Origin of the sequence: Streptomyces sp. NPDC058308, assembly GCF_042880275.1 — a bacterium.
Lineage (GTDB): Bacteria > Actinomycetota > Actinomycetes > Streptomycetales > Streptomycetaceae > Streptomyces.
Genome location: NZ_JBHVZA010000016.1, coordinates 163,929 through 188,245 on the forward strand (window position 1 = coordinate 163,929; position 24,317 = coordinate 188,245).

Below are 24,317 nucleotides of genomic sequence, written 5' to 3' on the forward strand. Positions count from 1 at the left end.
TCGCCCGAACGGGGTACGCCCGCGCGCCGTTCCGGTGCCGGGCGTCGCTGCCCAGGCGGGGGTTCAAAGGCAGGCTCTGAGGAGGACCCCGACCAGGACCCCGACCGGACGGAGAACGCCATGACGCCGAGCCGCTCCCTCGACGTACAGGTCAAGCGCGTGTACGACGAGGCGTCGCCCGACGACGGCGCCCGCGTCCTGATCGACAGGCTGTGGCCGCGCGGGGTGTCCAAGGAACGGGCGCGGCTCGACGCGTGGGAGAAGGAACTGGCCCCGTCGAACGAGCTGCGCCGCTGGTACGACCACGACCCCGAGCGCTACGAGGAGTTCGCCGAGCGCTACCGCCACGAGCTCGCGGACCCGGACCAGTCCGCGGCACTCGACCGGCTGCGGTCCCAGGCCCAGGAGGGCCGCCTGACGCTCCTTACGGCGACGAAGGACCTTCCGCACGGCCACGTGCGGGTGCTCGTCGACGCGTTGGAGCGGCGGAAGGGGTGAGGGGTGAGGGCGGGGGAGACCAGAGTCACGTCAGGAACTCCCCAGAGCTCCCCGCTGGCCTCCGCCACGACGGGCGGGGCCGTGCGGGTCGACGGCGGATACGTGGACTCGATCGTTCCGTAGCCGGATCCGCCCATGGGTACGCCGGGTATGCCGGGTCCGGCGACCCGCGTTTGCCGGATCGGCAAAGAACGTCGCCACCGCGCCCGCCCTCGCCGGATGCTCGTGTCCGAAGCCTTCGGAGCCCCAGGAGGATCCATGAACGTCCCCCAGACCCAGACCCAGACCCAGACCCCGCCCGCCACGGACCGCACGGACCGCGAGGACCGCACGCACCGCCTCGTCGCCACGCCCGCGGGCCGGATCCACCTGGTGGAGCAGGGCACCGGCCCTCTCGTCCTGCTGGTGCACGGTTTCCCGGAGTCCTGGTACTCCTGGCGCCACCAGCTGCCGGCCCTGGCCGCGGCAGGCTACCGCGCGGTCGCCGTCGACGTGCGCGGCTACGGCCGCTCGTCCAGGCCGCAGGAGAGCGCCGCTTACCGGATGCTCGACCTCGTCGAGGACAACGCCGCCGTGGTGCGCGCGCTCGGCGAGGAGACCGCGGTGATCGTCGGACACGACTGGGGCGCGACCATCGCCGCGCACTCCGCCCTCGTGCGCCCCGATGTCTTCAGAGCGGTCGGCCTGCTGAGCGTCCCGTACACGCCGCCCGGCGGTCCGCGACCCGGCGAGGTGTTCGCGGGGATGGGCGGTGACGAGGAGTTCTACGTCTCGTACTTCCAGGAGCCCGGCCGCGCCGAGGCCGAGATCGAGCCCGACGTGCGGGGCTGGCTCGCCGGCTTCTACGCCGCGCTCTCCGCCGACACCATGCCCGGGCCCGACGCGCCGGACCCGCACTTCGTGAGCCGCGGCGGTCGGCTGCGCGACCGTTTCCCCGTCGGCCGGCTGCCCGGCTGGCTCGGCGAGCGGGATCTCGACGTCTACGCCGAGGAGTTCGAGCGGACCGGCCTGACCGGCGCGCTCAGCCGCTACCGCGCCATGGACCGGGACTGGGAGGACCTCAACCCCGGCTTCACGGGCGCCCCGATCACCCAGCCCTCCCTGTTCGTCGGCGGGGCCCTGGACGCCTCCACCACCTGGCTCGCGGACGCGATCGCGGCGTTCCCCGGCACCCTGCCCGGCCTGCGCTCCTCGCACGTCCTGGACGGCTGCGGACACTGGGTCCAGCAGGAACGCCCCACCGAGGTCAACCGGCTCCTGACCGAATGGCTCGCGGGACTCCCCGACTGACGGCAGGCGCGGAAGCCGGTTGAGTCCGCCGAGCGGGACCGTCAGGGGAACGTGACGGACGAGTCCACGGGCGTGAGGACCAGCCAGCGCAGCGCCGTGTCGCCGAAGCGGCCGTAGGCCGTGATGCGCACGGCGACGGGGTCGGGCGCCACCAGCGGGAAGTACATCGGGCGCGGCTCGTCGTCGGCGGAGCCCCGGCCGTCGGCCGTGCGGTCCCACAGCTCGGCGACGCCGGGCTCGCGCCGCACCGTCCGCACCACCTCATCCAGGCGTTCGTTGTCCGGCCAGCGCTGCCAGGCGAGGCGCAGCCGCCCGAGCAGCGGGGCGGCCCACTTCGTGTCCCAGTCGCGCAACTGGTACCGGGCTTCCGGGGAGAACGCCCAGGTCATGGCGTTCGCGTCCGCGTGGACCAGCCAGGGACAATGGCGCGCGGCCACGGCATTGGCGGCGACCACGTCCCAGGCCTGGTCGCAGATCCAGCTCACCCGGCGCTGCTGGTGCAGCAGGTCGAGCAGCGCGGCGTCCGGTCGGGCGGCCGCGTCCCGCTGCCGTGGTGGCTGATGGCCGGTGCCGCGATAGAGGGCCCTCGCCTGATGCGCGGAGAGGTCCAGGATCCGGGCGACCCCGGCGATCATCTCGCGCGCGTACCCGCGCTCCTCGCCCCGCTCCAAAGCGCGGTACCAGCGTTCGGAGACGCCGAGCAGCAGGGCCATGTCGAGCTGGGTGAGGTAGCTGCGGTGGCCGCGGAAGGGCACGGGGCCGGGCAGCAGACCGGGGTCCCGTGCCATCCGCCAGGCGCGCAGCATCCGCCCCAGATCCTCGCGTCGCGCGTCCGGCAACTGTAAAGACCTCGCAAAAATGGTGCTGTCGTACGGAGGGTGCCGCGCGCCCTTCGCGGATCGCCGCCCGGGCGGGTGCACGGTGTCAGCCTCGCACAAGGGCACGAGGACCGGAACGCGGGAGTGCCGGTAGGCGGGAGTGCCGACCTTGGGGAGCGGTGGGCGACCAAGGTGGGCCGCCCTGCCACCCGGTACGAGCGGAACTCCGCGGTACCGGGTGGCCCGGGACCGCCGGTTGTTCCGCCGTGCCGGCCCGCCGTCGTACGGACGCCCCTTCGCCCGCGTACGCCGTCCGAGCCCGGCACGCACCGCCCGCGCCCGGACACGCCGACCGCACACCCACGGAGAACCCGATGAGCCACTTCCTTCCGGAGAACGACGCCGTGCTGACCGCGGCCCGAGGGCTGGCCCAGGCGCATGCCGGGCTGATCGAGGTGAACAGCAGCCCCCTCTACCTGCGGGCGCTCGACGCCGACCCGGCCCGCACGGTGGGCCTGGTCTCCGGCGGCGGCTCCGGGCACGAGCCCCTGCACACCGGGCTCCTGGGCCGGGGCGGCCTGGACGCCGTCTGCCCCGGCGCGGTCTTCGCCTCCCCGCACAACCGGCAGATCTACGAGGCCAGCGCGGCGGCCGCCAAGAGCGACGGCGTGCTGCACATCGTGAAGAACTACACCGGCGACGTCATCAACTTCCAGATCGCCGCGGAGCGCCTGCGCCACGACGGCATCCCCGTCGCCACGGTCCTGGTCGACGACGACCTGGCCACCGACAGCGTGGACAGCGCCACCGGCCGCCGCGGCACCGCCGCCACCGTCGTCGTCGAGAAGCTCCTGGGCGCCGCGGCCGACCGGGGGGCGACGCTGGAGGAGCTCGCCGACCTGGGACGGCGGATCGTGGCCCGGTCCCGCAGCATCGCGGTCGCCGCCCGCGCCCAGACCTCGCCCACCACGCTGAGCCCCGCGTTCGAGCTGGACCAGGGCACCCTCGACTACGGCGTCGGCATCCACGGCGAACGCGGCATCCGCACCATCGCCCGGCCCGCGACCGGCGACCTCGTCCGGCGCATGACGGACGACCTCCTTGATGCGCTGCCCGAGGGGCCCGACGAGGTGCTCGCCCTCGTCAACGGCCTGGGCGCCACCACGGAGCTGGAGCTCAACGCCATCGCCGTGCTGCTCGGCGACGAGCTCACCGCCCGCGGCGTCCGCCCGGTACTGGTCGTCCCCGGCACCTTCACCGCGGCCCTGGACATGGCCGGCTTCTCCCTCACCCTGACCCGGCTCGACGAGGGATGGGCCGACCTGTGGACCGCACCCACCCGGACCCCGCTGGTCCTGCCGCGCCCCTCGCTCGCCCCGGGGCTGCCCGCGCCGACCGCCGAGCCTGCCGCGGCGAGCTCGCCCGTACGCGCGCCGCGCACGGGCGGCGACCGCGCCCTGCTCGACCACTACGCCCGCACCGTCACGCAGGTCCGCGACAACCTCACCAAGCTCGACCAGCTCGTCGGTGACGGCGACTTCGGCGACAACCTCGCCGGTGGCGTCCGGCGCGCGGTGAAGCTGGCCGACGAGACCGGCGCGGACGGCACGGCCGCCCTCGCCGACGCCTTCCTCAACGACGTCGGGGGCACCAGCGGCCCGTTGTTCGGCCTCCTCTTCCAGCACCTCGCCACCGCCTCCCCGGCGGACGGCGGGGCGCCGCCGGTCGCCGCGCTCGCGGAGGCCGCGGCGGCCGGATACGCCGCCATCCACCGGGTGGGCGGCGCGAGCCCCGGCGACTGCACGCTGGTCGACGCCCTCGCACCCGCCGCCGAGTCCCTGGCCGCCACCCGGGACGCCGGCGCCGTGGCGCCGCTCACCGAGGCCGCCCAGGCCGCCATCCGCGGCGCCCTGGCCACCGCGTCGCTGCGCCCCCGGCGCGGCCGCGCCAGCTATGTCGGAGATCACGCCCTCGGCGTCCCGGACCCCGGCGCCCTCGCGGTGGCCCTGCTCTTCATGGCCCTCGCAGACATCTACGAGCCCGCCACCGCTCCGCGCCTGCCCGCCCCCGGCCACATCACCGTGCTCTGACCGACCGCGGTCCACTGGCCCGCTCGGGCGAGAAGCGCATCGCGCGAGCCTGAGCGGGCAGGTGGCACGCACCGGCTAAGTACCATGCCCATTTGCCTAAAGGCTTTAGGCAAATGCATACTCGTTCATGCCGAACGAGGAGAGCATCATGGTGCGCGTAGGGCTGACCACGGAACGACTGATCCAGGCCGGGGCGGAGCTGGCCGACGAGGTCGGCTTCGACCAGGTGACCGTCTCGGCCCTCGCCCGCCGCTTCGGCGTCAAGGTCGCGAGCCTCTACTCGCACGTGAAGAACTCCCAGGAGCTCAAGACCGGGATCGCCCTGCTCGCCCTGGCCGAACTCGCCGACCGGGGCGCCGACGCACTCGCCGGACGGGCGGGCAAGGACGCCCTGGCCGCCCTCGCGAACGTCTACCGCGACTACGCCAAGGAGCACCCGGGCCGGTACGCCGCGGCCCAGCTCAGGCTCGCACCGGAGGCCGCCGCGGCCAGCGCGGGCGGCAGGCACGCGGAGATGACACGGGCGATCCTGCGCGGATACGACCTGTCGGAACCGGACCAGACGCACGCGGTCCGCCTCCTGGGCAGCGTCTTCCACGGCTACGTGAGCCTGGAGCTCGGAGGCGGGTTCAGCCACAGCGCGCCCGACTCGCAGGAGACCTGGACACGCGTTATCGACGCCCTCGACGCCCTGCTGCGCAACTGGCCCGCGCCGGCTGCCTAGGGTCCTTCCGGCGTCGGGCCCCCGAGACCATCCGCATTGATCAACAGGTTGAGGCAATGAACACGGCAAGGAATACGGCAGTGCATACCGATCAACACTGGACCACCACCCCCGTCACCGCGGAGCTCCTGCGCGGCGCCCTCGACGTCGAGCGCACCGAGCGCGGCGTAATGCCGCACCGGCTGCCCGCCTGGGCCCGCGCACAGAACAACGACGGCCAGTTGGCCATGGCCGAGTCCCAGCCGTCCGGCGTGCGCCTGGCGTTCCGTACCCGCGCCACCGCGGTCGAGCTCGACACGCTGCCCACCAAGCGGGTCTACGTGGGCGCGCCGCCCCGGCCGGACGGCGTCTACGAACTGCTCGTCGACGGCAGCCCGGTCGACCGAGCGAGCGCGAGCGGCGGCAACACCCTGACCATAGACATGACCACGGGCACCACTGAGTACACCGCCGGGCAACCCGGCACCGTGCGCTTCACCGAACGGCTGCCCGACGGCATGAAGGACGTCGAGATCTGGCTGCCGCACAACGAGACCACCGAACTCCTCGTGCTGCGCACCGACGCTCCCGTGGAGCCCGCCCCGGCCTCTGGCCGCAAGGTGTGGCTGCACCACGGCAGTTCGATCAGCCACGGCTCCGACGCGGCCGGGCCCACCACCACATGGCCCGCGCTCGCCGCCTCGCTCGGCGGGGTCGAGCTGATCAACCTGGGTCTGGCCGGCAGCGCCCTGCTCGACCCGTTCACCGCCCGCGCCCTGCGGGACACCCCCGCCGACCTGATCAGCATCAAGATGGGAATCAACCTGGTCAACGCGGACGCGATGCGACTGCGCGCCTTCACCCCGGCGATGCACGGCTTCCTGGACACCGTCCGTGAGGGGCACCCCGACACCCCGCTCCTGGTCGTCTCGCCGATTCTGTGCCCCGTGCACGAGGACACCCCTGGCCCCAGCGCGCCGGACTTCTCCGGCTTCAGCGAGGGACGGATCGTGTTCAAGGCCATGGGCGACCCGGCGGAACGGGCGAGCGGCAAGCTCACCCTCAACGTCATCCGCGACGAACTGGCCCGGATCGTGCGGCAGCGGGCGGCGGACGACCCGAACCTGTACTACCTGGACGGCCGTGAGCTCTACGGCACCGAGGACGCTGCCGAACTGCCGCTGCCCGACCAGCTCCACCCGGACGCGGCCGCGCACCGCCGCATGGGGGAGCGGTTCGCCGAGCGGGCCTTCACGCCAGGGGGAGCCTTCGCCGACGCGGTCTTCACGGCGGCCGGCTGAATCCCTCGGCCGCGAGGACCGCTACACCCGGTGGGCGCGGGCCAGCCGGTGCAGATCCTGCAGCGCGTCGACGAGCACGGTGCGCTGATGCCACTTGATCCAGGAGCCGAGGGCGCGGCTCGCGCTGTCCAGGGCCCGCAGCTGCGTCTGGGTGAAGCCGGCGAGGGGCCGGGCGTGGTGGGAGGAGATCACGCCGCGGACGGTGTCCTGCTCGTCGACGAGAGGGATGCTGTGGCAGGCGCGGCTGCCGGAGGCGAGGATCACGCGCCGCGTGTCGTCGTCGAAACCGGCCGATGAGGCCACCTCTTTGACGGTGACCTGGTGACTGGCGGCGGCGGCCCGGGAGCACGACGTGTTCCCGTCGACGAACGCGAAGTAGTCGGTGAACTGCCGGGGCAGGCCCGCGTGCTTGGCCATGCGCAGGATGTCGTCCTCGACCAGCTGCACATTCCCCATGTCCGTACCGGTGACGGCCATGACACGGCGCAGCGCGGCGCCGAGGACCTCGCCCTGGTTCGTCGCGTCGAGCGAGCCGGCCTGGAGCACGCCCAGGTCCGGAGTCGGCTGCTGCGCCCGCTCGACGACCCACACCGCGGCGCCCGGCGCCGGACCCGGTGTGCGGACGACCGCGGAGGCCAGCTGGTGCAGCTTGATGTTGGCCCGCTGGGAGGCCTGGCGCAGCAACGCGAACGCCTCCTGCGGGCCCGCGAGCCGGTAGCGCTCGACCAGGATGCCCTCGGCCAGCGCGATCCTGGCGCGGGCACGCGCCTGGACCTGGAGCTCGAACACCTGGTCGCGAAGCTGTTCGGTGGTGGCTTTGAGCAACTCCACCTCGCCCCTGGGTGACGGCACCCCCTGCGACGCGGACTGATCGTTTGGCGTGGGTGCGGACGGAACGGTCAATCTGTCTCCCATGGCGGCGCCCTGCTCCGGCATTCTCGTCGTTCTGTGAGCGGCAGTGGCGCCGACACGGTCATCGGCCCAGCCCTCGGGTCCGACCACCGTCAGGGGCCTGCTCTTCACACTTCCGTGACCGTAACGCGACCGGTTCCCGATGTCATGCTCCACCCTGCCAACCAGCCGCCGACGCAGGTGATTCCCGGACAGGGTCCGCTCGGGAGGAGGCCGTGCGTCAGCCCTTGCTTGTTCGTGATGTGACGACTAGTCATATGGCTAATCGACATACAGGCCGTGCCGTACAGGCACCGAGGGCACCACACCCTGGAGGGCACATGAAGTTCTCCGTCATCTTCGAGGCGCAGCTCGCCGACCCGACCGTCGAACGGGAACACCAGCTCATCCACGACAGCGTCGAACAGGCCGTACTGGCCGAACAGATGGGGTTCGACCGCATATGGGCGGTAGAGCACCATTCACTCAAGTGGTACGCGCACATGAGTGCGCCGGAAATCTTCCTGACCTGGGTCGCCGCGCGCACCAGCACCATCAGGATCGGGCACGGCGTCGTCTGCATGCCGTTCAACTTCAACCATCCGGCGCGGGTCGCCGAACGCGCGGCCATGCTGGACCTGCTCTCCGGAGGGCGGCTCGACCTCGGCGCGGGCCGGGGCGGCACGGCGCAGGAGACGTCCCTGTGCGGGGTCGACAGGGACCGTACGACGCAGGAGGTCGAGGAAGCGCTGCGGATCATCGCAAAGGCCTGGGAGAAGGAGGAGCTGGAACATCACGGCGAGCTCCTCGACATCGGCCCCCACCCGATCCTGCCGCGCCCCGTACAGACCCCGCACCCGCCGCTCTTCCTCGCGTGCAGCAGGACCGAGACCCTGACGCAGGCCGCCGAACTCGGCATCGGCGCCCTCGTGATGGGCTTCGCGGGCCCCGAGTCGATCGCCGGAATGCGTCAGGCGTACGACGCCGCGATCGCCGCCCGCACCGACGCGCGGTTCGTGTCGAGCGTCGTCAACGACCACTTCTCCGTGCTCTGCCCGACGATCGTGCTCGACGACGGGGCGGCCGCGCGGCGCGTCGGCGTCCGCGGGCAGCGGTTCTTCGCGCAGTCCATCGGGCACTGGTACGGCGGCGCGGGCGTCCCCGACGAGGCGGTCGTCGAAGGCGGCGACGAGGCGGCCGAGATGCGCAGGGCGGCCGAGCAGGTCGTCGCGCGGCTGCACGAGCACGACATTCCGGTGCGCCCCACTTCGACGGCCACCTTCAACGCCGACCACGCGTACGGCACCGCGGACGACGCCATCGCCTACGTGGAGCGCCTGCGCGACGCGGGGGCCGACGAGGTCATGTGCCTCGTCCAGATGGGCACCGTCCCGCAGGAGGCCTGCCTGGAGACTCTGCGGCAGTGGGGCGAAAAGGTCATCCCCCACTTCCGCCCCCGGGGAGCGGCCACGCCGTGACGCGAAGGGAGAACGCGGACCCCGCCGGGGCGGTGGCGCCCGGCGCCGACCGTCTCGACCCCCTTGCCAGGCCCCTCGTGGACGCCCTGGCCGCCGCCTTCCCCGATCTCGGCGGCGCCGTCACCGACGCCGTCGAGGCGCGGCGGACCCTCGCCGCCGCGCCCGCCTCCGGAAAGGCGCGGCCCGCGGTCGGGCCGGTGGCGGACCGGATGGTCCCGGGGGCGCCGGGCGCGCCCGGGATCCCGGTCCGGATCTATCTCCCGGACCGGGAACGGCACCCGGGGCCCCGCCCGACCGTCGTCTTCCTCCACGGTGGCGGCTACACGCTCTGCGGGCTCGACTCCCACGACGCCACGGCCCGCGGCCTGACCGCCGGGGCCGGCGCCGCCGTGGTCTCCGTCGGCTACCGCCTCGCGCCCGAACACCGCTTCCCGGCGGCCGTCGACGACGCGTACGCGGCGCTGTGCTGGGCCGCGAGCGAAAGCGCCGTGCTCGGCGGCGATCCGGGCGCGATCGTCACCGCGGGGGACAGCAGCGGCGGCGGCCTCGCCACCGCCGTGACACTCAGGGCGCGGGACGAGTGCGGCCCCGCCGTCGCGCTGCAGGTGCTGCTCTACCCCGTACTGGACGCCGCCCAGGACACCGCCTCGTACCGGGAGAACGCGCGCGGGTACTTCCTGACCGCCGCGCACATGCGCTGGTTCTGGCAGCAGTACCTCGGGCCCGGCGGCGACGGCACGCATCCCCTCGCCTCACCGCTGCGCGCCGCCGGCCTCACCGGACTGCCGCCCGCGCACCTCGTCGTCGCGGGCTGCGACCCGCTGCGCGACGAAGGGCTGGACTACGCGGACCGCCTGCGCGCGGCCGGCGTGGCCGTCACCCTGGTCCACTGCCCGCGGATGTTCCACGGCTTCCTGGGCTTCCCTGAGCTGCTGCCCAACGCGGCGGGAGTGCTGGCGGGTGTGGCAGAAGCGATCGACTCCGTATCGGTATCGGCCCACAGGAAAAACAGCGGTGGAACAGGGGGTGGCACAGGATAATTTCCCGATACCCCCCTTGTCGCGGAGAACCTCGCACGCATACGGTGTTCTGACGCGAGGTTCTCCCGTGGAAGGTGGGTCATGACGGAAATTCTTGTGCAGTCGGGTACGGAGGGTGCGGTTCCTACCGCTGATGGGCCGGTGGTGGACCACCCGGCGTGGCCGGTGCTCAAGGACGCCGTCGAGGACATCCGGCCCTGGCAGTCGGCGGACGGGTCCATCGACTTCGCGGCGGACGGCGCCCCGGCCAGGAGCATCGCCGAACTCGCCGTGGACCGCGTGATATCCGCGGTCGACGAGCTCTCCCCGCTCCTGCCGCACGACGCGGCGTACCACCGGGCGCTCGTCGCGGACCTGCGCCGCTGGGCCGAGGGGGGCTTCCGGGTGCCGGACTTCCTCGACTCGCTGCTCGCCTTCCAGCCCGCGGCGCGCCGCGAGGACGGCCTGCAGCACCTGGTCGTCTTCCCGATGTACACGCAGAACGGCAACCCCGACCGCAATCTCGAAGCGGTCGTGCTGCGCATGGTCTGGCCCGACTGGCTGGCCGACCTCGAGCGCACGCGCTACGACAACCCGCTCTTCTGCGGCATCACCTTCGAGGACTTCACCGCCGGGTACGACACGAACTCGGCCGTCCTCTTCCCCGAGACCATCGCGGTGCGCGAGGCCCCCGAGCGCTTCTCCTGGGGCGGCATCTTCTGCGACCGCGAGGCGGCCCGCTTCCGCCGCGTCACCGAGGCCGCCGTGGACCTCCTCGGGCTCGAACTGCCCGACGACATCCGTGCGATGGTCGGCGACCAGGACCGCTGTGAGCAGGCGTTCGTCCTGTGGGACATGGTCCACGACCGCACCCACAGCCACGGCGACCTGCCGTTCGACCCGTTCATGATCAAGCAGCGCCAGCCGTTCTGGATGTACGGCCTGGAGGAGCTGCGCTGTGACCTCACCGCCTTCAAGGAGGCCGTGAAGCTGGAAGCCGAAGGCGTCCCGCAGGCGCGCGACGTGCAGTACGCCGTCCTCTTCGACCGGATGTTCCGCTTCCCGGTCACCGGCGACCGCGTCAAGAACTACGACGGGCTCGGCGGCCAGCTCCTCTTCGCCTACCTCCACAAGCACGACGTGGTCCGCTGGACCGACAACCAGCTCAGGATCGACTGGGAGCGCGCCCCGCAGGTCACCAACCAGCTGTGCGGCGAGATCGAGGCCCTCTACCGGGCGGGCATCGACCGCCCGAAGCTGGTCCACTGGTTCGCGGCGTACGACCTGGTCTCCCAGTACCTGGCCCCGCACCCCGGATCGCGCTGGGCCAAGGGCCCGGACGCCCTGGACACCTCGCTGCCGCCGCGCAAACTCGTCGACGAGGTGCTTCCCGACGAGTTTCCGCTCAGCATGTTCTATGAGGCGCTCTCCAAGAAGCTGAAGAACGTGATCGCCTCCACCAAGGGGATCACCGCTTCTTCGAGCGCCGAGAAGGCCGCCGCGTGAGCGGCCGCCAGGAGGAGGCGAGGACCATGTCCGCACTCGATGGAGCCGTGGTCGCGGTGGCCGGAGCGGCCGGACCCGCGGGACGGGCCACCCTGCTCAGGCTGGCCGAGGCAGGGGCCACGGTCGTGGCATCGGACGCCGACCCCGCGCGCCTCGCCGAAGCGGTGGACGCCGCGCGGTACGCGCACGGCGGGGCGACCGTCATCGGCGACACGGTCGACCTGCTGGATCTGGACGCGACCCGCGCGTGGGCGACGCGCACGGAGAAGGAGTTCGGGCGGATCGACGGCCTGGTCCACCTCGTCGGCGGCTGGCGCGGCAGCAAGAGCTTCGCCGAGACCGACCTCGCGGACTGGGACCTTCTGGAGAAGCTCCTGATCCGTACCGTGCAGCACACCTCCCTCGCCTTCGAGGAGGGTCTGCGGCGCAGCGACCGGGGCCGCTATCTGCTGATCAGCGCGGCGGGCGCGAGCAAGCCGACCGCGGGCAACGCGGCGTACTCCGCCTCCAAGGCGGCGGCCGAGGCCTGGACGCTCGCCCTCGCGGACGCCTTCCGCAAGGCGGGGGGCGAGGACGGCCCGCGCGCGGCGGCTGCCATCCTGGTGGTCAAGGCGCTGGTGCACGACGCGATGCGCGCGGAGCGGCCCAACGCGAAGTTCGCGGGCTTCACGGACGTCAAGGAGCTGGCCGAGGCCATCGCCGGCGTCTGGGAGAAGCCCGCCGGTGAAGTGAACGGAAACCGCTTGTGGCTGACCGAGAAGCCGTGACCGCGCGCGATACGACCGCTCGTGACGACATGCCCGTGAATCCTCCGAAGACCGACGCCCGCCGCCGTCACGACCCGGACGTCCGCGGCTTCGCGAGCGACAACTACGCGGGCGCCCACCCGGAGGTCATGGCGGCCCTGGCGCTCGCCAACGGCGGCCACCAGATCGCGTACGGCGAGGACGACTACACGGACCACCTCCAGCAGGTGATCCGCGGTCACTTCGGCCCCACCGCGGAGGCCTTCCCGGTCTTCAACGGCACGGGGGCGAACGTGGTCGCGCTCCAGGCGGTCACCGACCGCTGGGGCGCGGTGATCTGCGCCGAGTCCGCGCACATCCACGTGGACGAGGGCGGCGCCCCCGAGCGCATGGCGGGCATCAAGCTGCTGACCGTGCCCACGCCCGACGGCAAGCTCACCCCGGAGCTCATCGACCGCCAGGCGTTCGGCTGGGACGACGAGCACCGCGCGATGCCGCAGGTCGTCTCGATCGCGCAGAACACCGAACTGGGCACGCTCTACACGCCCGACGAGATCCGCGCGATCTGCGACCACGCGCACCAGCTCGGCATGAGGGTGCACCTCGACGGCTCCCGCATATCCAACGCCGCGGCCGCGCTCGACGTCCCCATGCGGACCTTCACGAACGCGGTGGGCGTCGACATCCTGTCGCTGGGCGGCACCAAGAACGGTGCGCTCTTCGGCGAGGCGGTCGTGGTCATCAACCAGGACGCCGTCCGCTCCATGAAGCATCTGCGCAAGATGTCCATGCAGCTCGCCTCCAAGATGCGCTTCGTCTCGGTGCAGTTGGAGGCCCTGCTCGCCAAGGACCTGTGGCTGCGCAACGCGCGGCACGCGAACGAGATGGCGCAGCGCCTCGCGGAGGGCGTCCGGTCCGTGCACGGCGTGGAGATCCTCTACCCCGTGCAGGCCAACGCCGTCTTCGCCCGCCTGCCGCACGACGTGAGCGAGCGCCTGCAGAAGCGCTACCGCTTCTACTTCTGGGACGAGGCGGCCGGTGACGTCCGCTGGATGTGCGCGTTCGACACCCGCGAAGAGGACGTCGACGGGTTCCTCGCGGCGCTCAAGGAAGAGATGGCGCGCTAGGAGCCAAGTCTGCATAGGTATACGACCGACCGTAAACTCATTGACCTGCGGCCGGTCGTATTCCTATGCTCCCCGGCATGCTGCTGATCCAGGAAAACCCAGACCTGTCGGCGTACTTGGCCGCCGACGAGGTCATCGACCATCACCACCCGCTGGTCCGCGAGGCGGCGGCCGCTCTCACAAAGTCATCCGCCGATACGTACGCGTACGCGCGCGCCGCCTTCGAGTTCGTGCGCGACACCGTTCCCCACTCGCAGGATTCGGGCCGCATGGAGGTCACCTGGCGCGCCTCCGACGTCCTGCGGGAGCGCACCGGCATCTGTACCGCCAAGTCCCACGCCCTGGCCGCCCTGCTGCGCGCCGAGGACATCCCGACGGCGTTCTGCTACCAGCGGCTGCGGGACGACAACACCAGCGGCTACGCGCTGCACGGCCTGGTCGCCGTACGCCTCGACGGCGCCTGGCACCGGCAGGACCCGCGCGGCAACCTCCCCGCCGGTGTCGACGCACAGTTCCGTCTCGGCGAGGAGCGGCTGGCCTGGCCGGTGGATCCCGCAGCCGGTGAGGTGGACTACCCGGTCCTCCATGCCGACCCGAGTCCGGTGGCGCTTCGTGCGCTCAAGGAGGCCCGGGACCGGCTGCATCTCTGGCGGATCTACCCCTCACAGCTGTGCGGGACGCCGCAATGACCCGGCGGCGGACCGGTCAGGTCGCTTCGGCGGCCTTCACCTCGGCCGGGGTCGGCGCGGTGCCGCCGAGGTGCGCCGGCATCCACCACGTGTCGTCCGGACCCTTGGGCCGCACCGGGTAGGCGCGCTGGGCGGCCTCCAGGAGCTCCTGGCAGCGCTCGCGCAGGCGACGCGTGATCGCGCCCGCGTACTGGTCCTTGGGCGCTTCCACCGGCTCGCCGACCCGGATCGTGATCGGCAGGTGGCTGCGCTTGAAGTTGCGGGGGTGGCCCTTGGTCCACAGCCGCTGCGTGCCCCACAGGGCCATCGGGATCAGCGGCACCCCGGCCTCCTGGGCCAGGCGTGCGGCGCCGGACTTGAACGTCTTCAGCGTGAAGGACTGCGAGATCGTCGCCTCGGGGAAGACGCCGATGATCTCCCCGGAGCGCAGCGAGTCGAGGGCGTGCGCGTAGGCCGCCTCGCCCTGCTTGCGGTCGACGGGGATGTGCTTCATCCCGCGCATCAGCGGCCCGGAGATCTTGTGCCGGAACACCGAGTCCTTCGCCATGAAGCGCACCAGGCGCTTCTGCGGGAGGGCGGCGAGGCCGTCGAAGATGAAGTCGAGGTAGCTGATGTGGTTGCTGACGAGGACGGCGCCGCCCGTGCGTGGGATGTTCTCCGAGCCCTTGCAGTCGATCTTCAGGTCCCATGCCTTGAACAGCGTTTTCGCGGCACCGATGACCGGACGGTAGACAAGCTCTGCCATGGGTGGGGAGGGCCCTTCGTATCTGCCTGGGGAGGGGGCTCCCGGCGGGAGGTTACGCAGCCGTAGGTTTTTCGGCGTTGCGCAGATCGTGCCCCAAGAACGGACGGCTGGCCAGCCTTGGTGCCGCCGATACGGGAGATTCTCGTCACGTAGGAATGTTTGCGGGACCGCGGACGCTGTACCGGGGAGTGACCGGAGCGAGGCCCTGGGGGCGGGAGGCAGAAGTGCCAGGACACGACACCGGGCGGCGGCTCGGCGCGGCCGACATCGGTGAGCGGCTGGGGGAGCGGGCGACGCTCGTCCAGTTCTCCAGCGCCTTCTGTCAGCCTTGCCGGGCGACGCGCAGAGTCCTCGCGGACGTGGCCGCGCTGGTTCCGGGGGTCTCCCACGTCGAGATCGACGCCGAGGCCGAGCTCGATCTCGTACGGGAACTGCGCGTGGTGAAGACACCCACCGTCCTCGTCCTGGACGCGGCCGGACGCGAGGTGCGCCGCGCGGCCGGGCAGCCCCGCAAGGCCGATGTCATCGCCGCGCTGGGGGAGGCCGTGTGACCGGACGCCCCGCAGGTCACGGCAGTCGGCGGGCGCCGCGGCCGTGACGCATCTTTCATCTCCCGGAAAGGGCTTGACTGCATGCGGCAGCTATCGCGAGCCTGCTTCCATGCCCCGGGACCTCCTGCTGTACGAGCGCGTCCACGTGGACCTCGCCCGCCATGCCAGCGCGCGCTGTCCGCAGTGCTGAGCACCGACGTCTTCGCTCGTACCTCCGGCAGAAGGACAACCCCATGACGGCATCGCCGGCCCTCAGTGCCCCCCGCCCCGCCACCCCCGATCTGCTGCGCTCGGTCTTCCGGCAGCACGCCGCGGGTGTCGCCGTGATCACCGCCGCCCGCGGCTCCCGCCCGGTCGGCTTCACCGCCACCTCGCTCGCCTCGGTCTCCGCCGAGCCGCCGGTGGTCTCGTTCGGCATCGGCACCGGCTCCTCCAGCTGGCCCACGGTCGGCGAGGCCGAGTTCGTCGGCGTCCACATACTCGGCGAGCACCAGAGGGAGCTCGCCGCGACGTTCGCGCGCAGCGGAGCCGACCGCTTCGGCCCGCCCACGAGCTGGCGCGAGGGGCCCGAGGGGGTCCCCGTCCTCGATGGCGCGCTCGCCTGGCTGGTGTGCCGGGTCGTCGCGCGCGTGCCCGCGGGCGACCACCGCATCGTGCTCGCCCAGGCCGTCGTCGGCGACGGCGTCGACGACGGGCGCCCGCTCCTGTACCACCAGGGGCGCTTCAACGCTCTGCGCGACTGAGAGTTCCCGTCCGGCAGGGTCCCGCCCGATTACGGAGCGTTGGGAAGGTCACAGTTCAAAGCGCTTGCTCAGGGGGAATGAACTGGGTGTACTCATGAGTAATATTTCGGTCGGAGCGGGGGCCGCCCCGACCGGGATCCGCCGCTTCAGGCGCCTATGCTGCCTGCAAGAAGGCAGTGGCCATCAGCCTAGGCAGCAGCCCAGTAAAGACGATGCAGTAGGAGACCCGGCGTGAGCTTGAGGATCGTTGTCTGTGTGAAGTACGTGCCCGACGCCACCGGCGACCGGCACTTCGCCGATGACCTGACCGTCGACCGGGACGACGTCGACGGCCTCCTGTCGGAGCTCGACGAGTACGCGGTCGAGCAGGCGCTGCAGATCGCCGACGAGGCGGACGACGCGGAGATCACCGTGCTGACCGTCGGCCCCGAGGACGCCAAGGACGCGCTGCGCAAGGCGCTCTCCATGGGCGCCGACAAGGCCGTCCACGTCGAGGACGACGATCTGCACGGCACCGACGTGATGGGCACCTCGCTGGTGCTTGCGAAGGCCATCGAGAAGACCGGCTACGACCTGGTCATCACCGGCATGGCCTCGACCGACGGCACCATGGGCGTGCTGCCGGCGATCCTCGCCGAGCGCCTCGGCGTCCCGCAGGTCACGCTGCTCTCCGAGGTCTCCGTCGAGGACGGCACCGTCAAGGGCCGCCGGGACGGCGACGCCGCCAGCGAGCAGCTGGAGGCCTCCCTGCCGGCCGTCGTGTCCGTGACGGACCAGTCGGGCGAGGCCCGTTACCCGTCGTTCAAGGGCATCATGGCCGCCAAGAAGAAGCCGGTGGAGTCGCTCGACCTGGGCGACCTGGACCTGGAGGCCGAAGAGGTCGGCCTCGAGGGCGCCTGGACCAAGGTCGACTCCGCCACCGAGCGTCCGGCCCGCACGGCCGGCACGATCGTCAAGGACGAGGGCGAGGGCGGCAAGCAGCTCGCCGAGTACCTCGCGGGCCAGAAGTTCATCTAGCCGCCGGTGGGCCCGGAGTTCGCCCCGGGCCCGCCCAGAGGCTCGCAGAGCCCGCCAACCGCCCCCAGATTCTTCGCACTCGCAGGAGATTGAAGTCCCATGGCTGAAGTTCTCGTCTACGTCGACCACGTGGACGGCGCCGTCCGCAAGCCCACCCTGGAGCTGCTGACCCTGGCCCGCCGCATCGGCGAGCCCGTCGCCGTCTCCCTCGGCGCCGGCGCCGAGGCCACCGCCGCCACGCTCGCCGAGCACGGCGCGGTCAAGGTCCTCACCGCGGACGCTCCCGAGTTCGCCGACTACCTCGTCGTCCCGAAGGTGGACGCGCTGCAGGCCGCGTACGAGGCCGTCTCCCCGGCCGCCGTGCTCGTCCCGTCGTCCGCCGAGGCCAAGGAGATCGCGGCCCGTCTCGCGGTCCGCATCGGCTCCGGCATCATCACCGACGCCGTCGACCTCGAGGCCGGCGACGAGGGTCCAGTGGCCACGCAGTCCGCGTTCGCCGCCTCGTACACCACCAAGTCCCGTGTCTCCAAGGGCACCCCGGTCATCACGGTCAAGCCGAACTCGGCCGCCGTGGAGGCCGCCCCGGCCGCGGGCACCGTCGAGGCCCTCACGGTCTCCTTCTCCGAGAAGGCCACCGGCACCAAGGTCGTCTCGCGCACCCCGCGCGAGTCGACGGGCCGCCCCGACCTGACCGAGGCCGCGATCGTGGTCTCCGGCGGCCGCGGCGTGAACGGTGCCGAGAACTTCGCGATCATCGAGGCGCTCGCCGACTCGCTCGGTGCCGCCGTCGGCGCCTCGCGTGCCGCGGTCGACGCCGGCTGGTACCCGCACTCCAACCAGGTGGGCCAGACCGGCAAGTCGGTCTCCCCGCAGCTGTACATCGCCTCGGGCATCTCCGGCGCGATCCAGCACCGCGCGGGCATGCAGACCTCGAAGACCATCGTGGCCATCAACAAGGACGCCGAGGCCCCGATCTTCGACCTGGTCGACTACGGCGTCGTCGGCGACCTCTTCGAGGTCGTCCCGGCGCTCACCGACGAGGTCAAGTCCCGCAAGGGCTGAGCCCGTCGCACCTGCGAGGCCCTCGCTCCCGCGCGCTGCGGGGGCGAGGGCCTCGGCGCGTCACAGCGTCAGCGTCGCCTGGATCGGCAGGTGGTCGCTCGGGTACAGCCCGCCGAGTGTGAACGTGTTCATCGACGCGGCGTGGACCTGCGCCGTGGGCCTGGTGAGGATCCAGTCGATCCGGCCGCCGTCCGGGTCGAGTGGCCCGTAACCGTGGAACGTGCCGTACGCCTTGCTGCGCTCCTTCGCCGCGTCCCAGGTGTCGACGAGCCCGGCGGCCAGCATGGTGTCGTACGCGGGGTTGTTGTGGGCCGTCGCGTTGAAGTCGCCCGTCACGACGATCGGCCGGGACGCGTCGAGGCGGCCGATCCGTTCGGCGAGCAGCGTCGCCGAACGCGCGCGGGCGTTCTGGCTGACGTGGTCGAAGTGGGTGTTGAGGACGTACAGCTGCGTGTTGGTGATCCGGTCGAGGAAACGGACCCAGGTGGCCATGCGGGGCGAGTTGGCGCCCCAGGTGTTGGACGCGATGAGGCTCGGGGTGTCGGAGAGCCAGAAGTGCTCGTACTCCAGCGGGGCCAGCCTGCGCGTGTCGTAGAAGACGGCCATGAACTCGTCGCGGCTGCCGCCCCCGGTGCCCGTGCCGATCCAGTCGTAGTCGGCGCCGAGATCGGCCTCGATGTCCTGCAGCTGGTAGTAGAGGCCCTCCTGGGAGCCGATCACGTGCGGCTTGGCGCGGAGCAGCAGCTCCCGTGTCACCGGGCGGCGTTCGGTCCAGGGGTGCGGTGGTCTGCTGCTCGCGAAGCGCAGGTTGAACGACATCACCTCAAGGCGGGCGTCCGGCGCAGGCGCGGCGTGCGCGGGGCCCGCCGACAGCGCCGTGCCGAACAGCGGGACGGCCGCGCCCGCGGCGAGCGCGCGCAGGCCACTGCGGCGCGAGAAGGGAGAGTCGATCGGCACAGGTCTCCTTGGGTTCGGGCCGCGCAGCCGGTACCGGGGGCGCGCGGGGAGGATGGAGACACCCTGTCCGCGTCGGCGGCCCGCGAGGCGCCGGGACACGCGTGAACACGGACGGTCGGCTCCGGATGCAGGACACGGGAAGGTGTTGACCAGCACGAAGGTCACGGATAACTTCGCTATACGGATTGTTGATTCCGTGGAGCGGAAATGTCGGGCGCGGCGCCGAGCGTGTGGAGGATGCAGGAATGGGTCAGCAAGAGCAGGTGGCAACGAGCCTCGCCGGAGCGGTCAGCGAGGGCATCAGCGCTTCCCTCGCCCCCGTGGACGCGGAGCTCGCGCGCCGCTACCCCGGAGACCCCGGCACCCGCCAGCCCGTCCACACCGTGTACGTCCCCGGCGAGCAGTTCGACGCCGACTCGCTCCGCACCTGGGGCGACAAGGCGCTCGCGATGCTCGACGAGCACGCTCCGGACGCCGCCTCCTTCGCCGCGGTCCTCGGCCTGACCGACGACCTCGCCGACGCCGTCTACACGCGCGTGCGCACCAAGCTGGAGCGCGAGCCCATCGAAGACCTGCGCATCGACTTCGAGGACGGCTACAAGGGCGCCGACGAGGACCAGGACGCCGCCCGCGCGGCCCGCCTCGTCGCCGAGGCGTACAAGAACGGCACCGCCGCCCCGTACATGGGCATCCGCATGAAGTGCATGGAGGAGGCGGTACGCGACCGCGGCATCCGCACCCTCGACATCTTCCTGTCCGGCCTCATGGAGGCGGGCGGCCTCCCCGACGGCCTCGTCCTGACGCTGCCCAAGGTGACGTACCCCGAGCAGGTCAGCGCGATGGTGCGGCTCCTGGAGGAGTTCGAGAAGGCGCGCGGCCTGGAGCGCGGCCGCATCGGCTTCGAGATCCAGATCGAGACGAGCCAGTCCATCCTCGCCACCGACGGCACCGCCGCCGTCGCCCGCATGATCCAGGCCGCTGAGGGCCGCGCCACCGGCCTGCACTACGGCACCTTCGACTACAGCGCCTGCCTCCACGTCAGCGCCGCCTACCAGGCCAGCGACCACCCGGCCGCCGACCACGCCAAGGCCGTCATGCAGGTCGCCGCCGCCGGCACCGGAGTCCGCGTCTCCGACGGCTCGACCAACGTCCTGCCCGTCGGCACCACCGAGCAGGTCCACGACGCCTGGCGGCTGCACTACGGCCTGACCCGTCGCGCCCTGGCCCGCGCCTACTACCAGGGCTGGGACATGCACCCCGGCCACATCCCCACCCGCTACGCCGCCGTGTTCGCGTTCTACCGCGAGGGCTTCGAGGCCGCGGCCGCGCGCCTGGCCGCCTACGCCGGTCACCACGAGGGCGGCGCCGTGGCCGACGAGCCCGCCACCGCCAAGGCCCTCGCCGGCTACCTGCTGCGCGGCCTGGACTGCGGCGCCCTCGACGCGGGCGAGGTCACCCGCCTCACCGGCCTGACGCTGGCCCGTCTGCAGGGCTTCTCGGGCCCGCGCCGCGGCGACCTCACCGGGTCGGGCAAGTAACACCGGATCTCGGCCGTCACTGCTGCCCCGTAGTCTGTACGCCACGGAAAGTGGTTCGCAGGAACGGGGCAGCGGTGCATTCGGGGGACCAGGAACAGACGGACGGGGTCGGCAGACTCCTCGCCGGGCGCTATCGCGTCGTGGCTCAGCTGGGGCGCGGCGGCATGGGCGTGGTGTGGCGCGCCGTCGACGAGGTGCTGCACCGCGAGGTCGCGGTCAAGGAGCTGCGCACGTACACGGACGCGGCGGGCCCCGAACTCGCCGACCTGCGGGTGCGGATGCAGCGTGAGGCCCGCGCGGCCGCCCGCGTGCGCCACCCCGGAGTGGTCGCCGTGCACGACGTCGCGGAGGTCGACGGACGGCCGCTCATCGTCATGGAGCTTGTCGACGGCCCCTCCCTGGACGACGTCCTGCGCGACCGCGGCACCCTCGACCCCCGCGAAGCCGCCGGTATCGGCGCCAAGGTCATGGAGGCCCTGGCCGCCGCGCACCGCGCGGGCGTCCTGCACCGCGACGTGAAGCCCGGCAACATCCTCCTGGAATCCGGCGGCCGCGTCGTCCTCACCGACTTCGGCATCGCCACGATGGACGACCCCGGCGACGGCTCGTCCACCCACCTCACCCGCAGCGGCGAACTGATCGGCTCCCTCGACTACTTGGCGCCCGAGCGCGCCCAGGGCCACGAGCCGGGACCCGCCTCCGACGTCTGGGCCCTCGGCGCCACCCTGTACGCCGCGGTCGAGGGCTCCTCGCCCTTCCGCCGTACCTCGACGTGGTCCACGCTCACCGCGATCGTCGTCGACCCGCTCCCCGAGCCCCGACGCTCCGGGCCCCTGACCCCCGTACTGCGGCAGCTCATGCACAAGGACCCGCAGGAGCGCCCCGACGCGGAAACGGCGCGGCTGCTGCTCGCCGACGTGGCGGCGACGGCGCACGGGAGCGCCGTGGGGGCCGCGCCGCGGGAGCCCGCGCCCGGACCGTACGGGACCACCGAGCGCAGCATCCCCAGCACGCCCCCGCCCGGCTTCGGACCGCCGCCCTCCGCGACACCGCCCTCCCTCACACCGCAGGGCCCCGCGGCCCCCGCGAGCCGCGCCGAGACGCACTCCACCGCCCGGCGCCCGCGCCGCGGCCGCGCGCTGCTCGCCGCCGCCGCGGTGACCGTCGTCCTGGGGGCCACCGGGGCGACCGTGGCGTTCCTCGGCGGCAAGGAGGACGGTGGCAGTCAGGCCCGGCAGGACGTGGGGCCAGGAGGCAAGGGCCCGGCCGGGGACGACGACAGCCGCGGCCCCCTCGGCGGCGGGTCGAAGCGCCCCGAGCCGTCGGGGCAGGGCGCTGAGAAGTCCCGCGAGCCGGACAGGAAGCCGTCCGGCGACACCGGCAAGGCCGACAAGGCGGACAAGGCCGACGACAAAAACCGCAAGCACCGCCCGGGCAAAGACTCCGATGGCGAGGGCGGTGACGGGTCCCCCTCGCGTCCCGACCCCACCGGCAAGCCCACCGCGGGCGGCTCCGGAGGATCGTCGGACGGCGGTGACGGCGCCGCACCCGCTTGTCATCCGGCGGGCGGCGGCAGGTACGACTGCCAGGTGTGGCGCACCGCGAAGTCGTACACGGCGGGCGGCGCCCCGGCGGGCACGCTGAACTCGGGCACCAACTATTTCTACTGCCAGCAGAACCTCGGCCGCCGCGAGACGTACGGCCGCTGGACGAACGTCTGGTGGGCCAAGACGGACGACGACAGTGGCAACACCGGCGTCTTCGTCAGTGACGTCTACCTCAAGGGCGGCGACAACGACAAGCCGCTGCCCGGCCTGCCGACTTGCTGACGCCGACGCCGACGCCGGACACCGACGCGTTGTACGCCCGTGTCGAGGCCGCCGCGACGGGCACGCTGTACCGGCTGCGGCGGACGGAGCGGGGGTTCGACCTGTACGTGGACGTCCCTCAGGCGGGCCGTGGCGCGCGGCTGCACACCTACCGCGTCGCACTGCGCCCGCAAGAGAAGACCTTCACCATGACGGACGTCGTACGCACCGTGGAGCGCGGCCCGTACGGAGCGTCGCGCGCCACGGTGGAGACGGGCCGCGTCCGGTACCGCACGTGGAGCCGCTCGCTGGACGGCAGCGAGCGGCACTCCTTCTCCTCCGCCGACGGCCACCGATTGATCCGGAGCGCGGCCGAGGAGCTGGGCTGGGGCGAGCGGAAACCCGCCTCGCAGAGGACAGCCCTGGTCGCCGGCGCCTTCGGCGGCCTCATCGCGGTCGGCGTGCTGATCGGTCTCGCGGTCGCTTTCTGGCCTTGAGGGCTTGCGTCATGTCCCCGGCCGGGCGGCCGACCGTCCGGCACGCACGCTCGCAAGGCGTCGGACGACGCCCACTGATCCGGCCGGGGCATGACACAGGCTCGGTGAGGCGCGGTGTCCGAGGCGCCGGTCCGCGAGACCCGACCTCAGCTCGCCGGCGGCAGCTCACCCGACCCGCGCGTGATGAGCCGCGTCGGCAGCTCCACCCGCTCCGGGGCTTCCGAGGCGCCGTCGAGCTGCCGGAACAGCCGCTCCGCCGCCGTCCTGCCCAGCTGCGCCGCGTCCTGCGCGACGACGGTCACGCCCGGGCTCAGCAGATCCGCGAGCTCGATGTCGTCGAAGCCGACGAGAGCCACCGGGCGGTCGAGCGCGGCCAGGACGCGGACGACCGTCACCGTCACACGGTTGTTGCCCGCGAAGACCGCCGTGACCGGTTCGGGGCCGCTCAGCATCTCCTCGGCCGCCGCGCGCACCCGCTCCGGATCGGTGACGCCGAGCGAGACCCATTCTTCGTCGACCGGGATGCCCGCGTCCTCCATCGCGGCACGGTAGCCGCGCAGCCGCTCTATGGCGGTGTGGATGCGCGGCTGGTCGCCGATGAAGCCGATGCGGCGGTGACCATGGGCGATGAGGTGCGCGACACCGTCCCGCGCGCCTCCGAAGCTGTCGGAGAGCACCACGTCGGCGTCGATCTTCCCGGCGGGCCGGTCGACGAAGACGGTGGCGACACCGGCGGCGATCTCCGGCTCCAGGTAGCGGTGGTCGTCCCCGGCCGGGATCACCACAAGCCCGTCCACCCGCCGCGCGCACAGCGCGAGCACCAACTCCTGCTCGCGGTCCGGGTCCTCGGCGCTCGACCCGTTGATGAGCAGCGCGCCGTGCGCCCGGGCGACCTCTTCGACGGCGCGGCTCAGCGGTCCGTAGAAGGGGTCGGCGAGGTCCTCAAGGACGAGACCGATGCTCGCGGTGCGGCCCTTGCGCAGCACGCGCGCGCTGTCGTTGCGACGGAAGCCCAGGGCCTCGATGGCCTCCTGGACGCGGCGTTCGGTGTCGGGCGTGACACCCGGTTCGCCGTTCACGACGCGCGACACGGTCTTCAGGCCGACCCCCGCGCGCGCGGCGACGTCCTTCATGGTCGGCCGGTTGCCGTAACGGTTCTCGGGTCGTCGGGCGGCGATCTCGGCCACGGTGCGCTGTCCTGTCCTGTCGTACGGAGTCGTCCACGGAGCCGTCGTCCACGGAG

The 24,317-nt window shown here is 72.3% G+C and carries 23 protein-coding genes; 18 read left to right on the top strand and 5 right to left on the bottom strand.

The window, feature by feature from the left end; all coding sequences use genetic code 11:
• Window positions 1–120: 120 nt before the first annotated feature.
• Together ACFVYL_RS22665 and ACFVYL_RS22670 are read left to right on the top strand one after the other, a co-directional pair.
• Window positions 121–498 (top strand): DUF488 domain-containing protein, encoded by a 378-nt coding sequence (locus tag ACFVYL_RS22665; protein ID WP_389718938.1) that lies wholly within the window; start codon window positions 121–123, stop codon window positions 496–498.
• 258 nt (window positions 499–756) lie between these two features.
• On the top strand, window positions 757–1,788 hold the full coding sequence (locus tag ACFVYL_RS22670; protein WP_389718939.1) for an alpha/beta fold hydrolase: 1,032 nt from the start codon (window positions 757–759) through the stop codon (window positions 1,786–1,788).
• A 41-nt stretch (window positions 1,789–1,829) separates the two neighbouring features.
• Here ACFVYL_RS22670 and ACFVYL_RS22675 read toward each other — a convergent pair whose 3' ends face one another.
• On the bottom strand, window positions 1,830–2,627 hold the full coding sequence (locus tag ACFVYL_RS22675) for a helix-turn-helix domain-containing protein (RefSeq protein ID WP_389718940.1): 798 nt from the start codon (window positions 2,625–2,627) through the stop codon (window positions 1,830–1,832).
• A gap of 353 nt (window positions 2,628–2,980) precedes the next feature.
• On the opposite strand from ACFVYL_RS22675, the gene ACFVYL_RS22680 reads away from it, so the two are divergent.
• From ACFVYL_RS22680 to ACFVYL_RS22690, 3 genes are all read left to right on the top strand, one after another.
• Window positions 2,981–4,696, top strand: a complete 1,716-nt coding sequence (locus ACFVYL_RS22680) for a dihydroxyacetone kinase subunit DhaK (protein ID WP_389718942.1) — start codon at window positions 2,981–2,983, stop codon at window positions 4,694–4,696.
• Window positions 4,697–4,844: 148 nt separating this feature from the next.
• Window positions 4,845–5,420, top strand: coding sequence for a TetR/AcrR family transcriptional regulator (locus ACFVYL_RS22685; RefSeq protein WP_389718943.1), 576 nt, complete (start codon window positions 4,845–4,847; stop codon window positions 5,418–5,420).
• An 80-nt stretch (window positions 5,421–5,500) separates the two neighbouring features.
• Window positions 5,501–6,700: a GDSL-type esterase/lipase family protein gene (locus ACFVYL_RS22690; protein ID WP_389718944.1), complete on the top strand. Its 1,200-nt coding sequence runs from the start codon at window positions 5,501–5,503 to the stop codon at window positions 6,698–6,700.
• A gap of 21 nt (window positions 6,701–6,721) precedes the next feature.
• Here the strand turns inward: ACFVYL_RS22690 and ACFVYL_RS22695 are convergent, their stop codons facing one another.
• The gene (locus ACFVYL_RS22695) at window positions 6,722–7,531 is read right to left on the bottom strand and encodes an ANTAR domain-containing protein (protein ID WP_389718946.1); all 810 of its coding nucleotides are present in this window, start codon (window positions 7,529–7,531) and stop codon (window positions 6,722–6,724) included.
• Between the two features lie 401 nt (window positions 7,532–7,932).
• Between ACFVYL_RS22695 and ACFVYL_RS22700 the strand changes: the two genes are divergently transcribed.
• The 6 genes from ACFVYL_RS22700 (at window position 7,933) to ACFVYL_RS22725 (ending at window position 14,156) form a co-directional block, all read left to right on the top strand.
• Window positions 7,933–9,069 (top strand): LLM class flavin-dependent oxidoreductase, encoded by a 1,137-nt coding sequence (locus ACFVYL_RS22700; RefSeq protein WP_389718948.1) that lies wholly within the window; start codon window positions 7,933–7,935, stop codon window positions 9,067–9,069.
• Window positions 9,066–10,109: an alpha/beta hydrolase gene (locus ACFVYL_RS22705; protein WP_389718950.1), complete on the top strand. Its 1,044-nt coding sequence runs from the start codon at window positions 9,066–9,068 to the stop codon at window positions 10,107–10,109. Before ACFVYL_RS22700 ends, ACFVYL_RS22705 begins: the two co-directional genes overlap by 4 nt.
• 81 nt (window positions 10,110–10,190) lie before the next feature.
• Window positions 10,191–11,594: a DUF6421 family protein gene (locus ACFVYL_RS22710; RefSeq protein ID WP_389718952.1), complete on the top strand. Its 1,404-nt coding sequence runs from the start codon at window positions 10,191–10,193 to the stop codon at window positions 11,592–11,594.
• A 26-nt stretch (window positions 11,595–11,620) separates the two neighbouring features.
• Window positions 11,621–12,361: an SDR family NAD(P)-dependent oxidoreductase gene (locus tag ACFVYL_RS22715; protein ID WP_389718954.1), complete on the top strand. Its 741-nt coding sequence runs from the start codon at window positions 11,621–11,623 to the stop codon at window positions 12,359–12,361.
• A gap of 35 nt (window positions 12,362–12,396) precedes the next feature.
• Window positions 12,397–13,467, top strand: a complete 1,071-nt coding sequence (locus ACFVYL_RS22720; RefSeq protein WP_389718956.1) for a threonine aldolase family protein — start codon at window positions 12,397–12,399, stop codon at window positions 13,465–13,467.
• Window positions 13,468–13,544: 77 nt separating this feature from the next.
• On the top strand, window positions 13,545–14,156 hold the full coding sequence (locus ACFVYL_RS22725; RefSeq protein WP_389718958.1) for a transglutaminase family protein: 612 nt from the start codon (window positions 13,545–13,547) through the stop codon (window positions 14,154–14,156).
• A 16-nt stretch (window positions 14,157–14,172) separates the two neighbouring features.
• Here the strand turns inward: ACFVYL_RS22725 and ACFVYL_RS22730 are convergent, their stop codons facing one another.
• A complete protein-coding gene (locus tag ACFVYL_RS22730) occupies window positions 14,173–14,901 on the bottom strand; it encodes a lysophospholipid acyltransferase family protein (protein ID WP_389718959.1) in 729 nt (242 codons plus the stop codon).
• Window positions 14,902–15,125: 224 nt separating this feature from the next.
• On the opposite strand from ACFVYL_RS22730, the gene ACFVYL_RS22735 reads away from it, so the two are divergent.
• The 4 genes from ACFVYL_RS22735 to ACFVYL_RS22750 all read left to right on the top strand — a co-directional run bounded on the left by ACFVYL_RS22735 (window position 15,126) and on the right by ACFVYL_RS22750 (window position 18,274).
• Complete coding sequence (locus tag ACFVYL_RS22735) at window positions 15,126–15,452, top strand: thioredoxin family protein (protein WP_389718961.1); 327 nt, start codon at window positions 15,126–15,128, stop codon at window positions 15,450–15,452.
• 233 nt (window positions 15,453–15,685) lie between these two features.
• Window positions 15,686–16,195 (top strand): flavin reductase family protein, encoded by a 510-nt coding sequence (locus ACFVYL_RS22740; protein WP_389718963.1) that lies wholly within the window; start codon window positions 15,686–15,688, stop codon window positions 16,193–16,195.
• Window positions 16,196–16,426: 231 nt separating this feature from the next.
• Window positions 16,427–17,212: an electron transfer flavoprotein subunit beta/FixA family protein gene (locus tag ACFVYL_RS22745; RefSeq protein ID WP_389718965.1), complete on the top strand. Its 786-nt coding sequence runs from the start codon at window positions 16,427–16,429 to the stop codon at window positions 17,210–17,212.
• Window positions 17,213–17,311: 99 nt separating this feature from the next.
• A complete protein-coding gene (locus ACFVYL_RS22750; protein WP_389718967.1) occupies window positions 17,312–18,274 on the top strand; it encodes an electron transfer flavoprotein subunit alpha/FixB family protein in 963 nt (320 codons plus the stop codon).
• A gap of 60 nt (window positions 18,275–18,334) precedes the next feature.
• On the opposite strand, the gene ACFVYL_RS22755 is transcribed toward ACFVYL_RS22750, so the two are convergent.
• On the bottom strand, window positions 18,335–19,231 hold the full coding sequence (locus ACFVYL_RS22755) for an endonuclease/exonuclease/phosphatase family protein (protein WP_389718969.1): 897 nt from the start codon (window positions 19,229–19,231) through the stop codon (window positions 18,335–18,337).
• A gap of 245 nt (window positions 19,232–19,476) precedes the next feature.
• Between ACFVYL_RS22755 and ACFVYL_RS22760 the strand changes: the two genes are divergently transcribed.
• The 3 genes from ACFVYL_RS22760 (at window position 19,477) to ACFVYL_RS22770 (ending at window position 23,074) form a co-directional block, all read left to right on the top strand.
• A complete protein-coding gene (locus ACFVYL_RS22760) occupies window positions 19,477–20,769 on the top strand; it encodes a DUF6986 family protein (RefSeq protein ID WP_389718970.1) in 1,293 nt (430 codons plus the stop codon).
• A gap of 74 nt (window positions 20,770–20,843) precedes the next feature.
• The gene (locus ACFVYL_RS22765) at window positions 20,844–22,598 is read left to right on the top strand and encodes a protein kinase (RefSeq protein WP_389718972.1); all 1,755 of its coding nucleotides are present in this window, start codon (window positions 20,844–20,846) and stop codon (window positions 22,596–22,598) included.
• A complete protein-coding gene (locus ACFVYL_RS22770; protein ID WP_389718974.1) occupies window positions 22,592–23,074 on the top strand; it encodes a hypothetical protein in 483 nt (160 codons plus the stop codon). The genes ACFVYL_RS22765 and ACFVYL_RS22770 overlap by 7 nt, the downstream gene beginning before the upstream one ends.
• Before the next feature lie 146 nt (window positions 23,075–23,220).
• Here ACFVYL_RS22770 and ACFVYL_RS22775 read toward each other — a convergent pair whose 3' ends face one another.
• A complete protein-coding gene (locus ACFVYL_RS22775; RefSeq protein WP_389719016.1) occupies window positions 23,221–24,207 on the bottom strand; it encodes a LacI family DNA-binding transcriptional regulator in 987 nt (328 codons plus the stop codon).
• Window positions 24,208–24,317 lie beyond the last annotated feature (110 nt).

Coding starts and splice junctions, on each gene's coding strand:
- ACFVYL_RS22700 (WP_389718948.1), top strand. CDS start 7,933: ATGAAGTTCTCCGTCATCTTCGAGGCGCAGCTCGCCGACCCGACCGTC.
- ACFVYL_RS22725 (WP_389718958.1), top strand. CDS start 13,545: ATGCTGCTGATCCAGGAAAACCCAGACCTGTCGGCGTACTTGGCCGCC.
- ACFVYL_RS22665 (WP_389718938.1), top strand. CDS start 121: ATGACGCCGAGCCGCTCCCTCGACGTACAGGTCAAGCGCGTGTACGAC.
- ACFVYL_RS22685 (WP_389718943.1), top strand. CDS start 4,845: ATGGTGCGCGTAGGGCTGACCACGGAACGACTGATCCAGGCCGGGGCG.
- ACFVYL_RS22715 (WP_389718954.1), top strand. CDS start 11,621: ATGTCCGCACTCGATGGAGCCGTGGTCGCGGTGGCCGGAGCGGCCGGA.
- ACFVYL_RS22775 (WP_389719016.1), bottom strand. CDS start 24,207: ATGAAGGACGTCGCCGCGCGCGCGGGGGTCGGCCTGAAGACCGTGTCG.
- ACFVYL_RS22760 (WP_389718970.1), top strand. CDS start 19,477: ATGGGTCAGCAAGAGCAGGTGGCAACGAGCCTCGCCGGAGCGGTCAGC.
- ACFVYL_RS22680 (WP_389718942.1), top strand. CDS start 2,981: ATGAGCCACTTCCTTCCGGAGAACGACGCCGTGCTGACCGCGGCCCGA.
- ACFVYL_RS22750 (WP_389718967.1), top strand. CDS start 17,312: ATGGCTGAAGTTCTCGTCTACGTCGACCACGTGGACGGCGCCGTCCGC.
- ACFVYL_RS22730 (WP_389718959.1), bottom strand. CDS start 14,901: ATGGCAGAGCTTGTCTACCGTCCGGTCATCGGTGCCGCGAAAACGCTG.
- ACFVYL_RS22710 (WP_389718952.1), top strand. CDS start 10,191: ATGACGGAAATTCTTGTGCAGTCGGGTACGGAGGGTGCGGTTCCTACC.
- ACFVYL_RS22740 (WP_389718963.1), top strand. CDS start 15,686: ATGACGGCATCGCCGGCCCTCAGTGCCCCCCGCCCCGCCACCCCCGAT.
- ACFVYL_RS22670 (WP_389718939.1), top strand. CDS start 757: ATGAACGTCCCCCAGACCCAGACCCAGACCCAGACCCCGCCCGCCACG.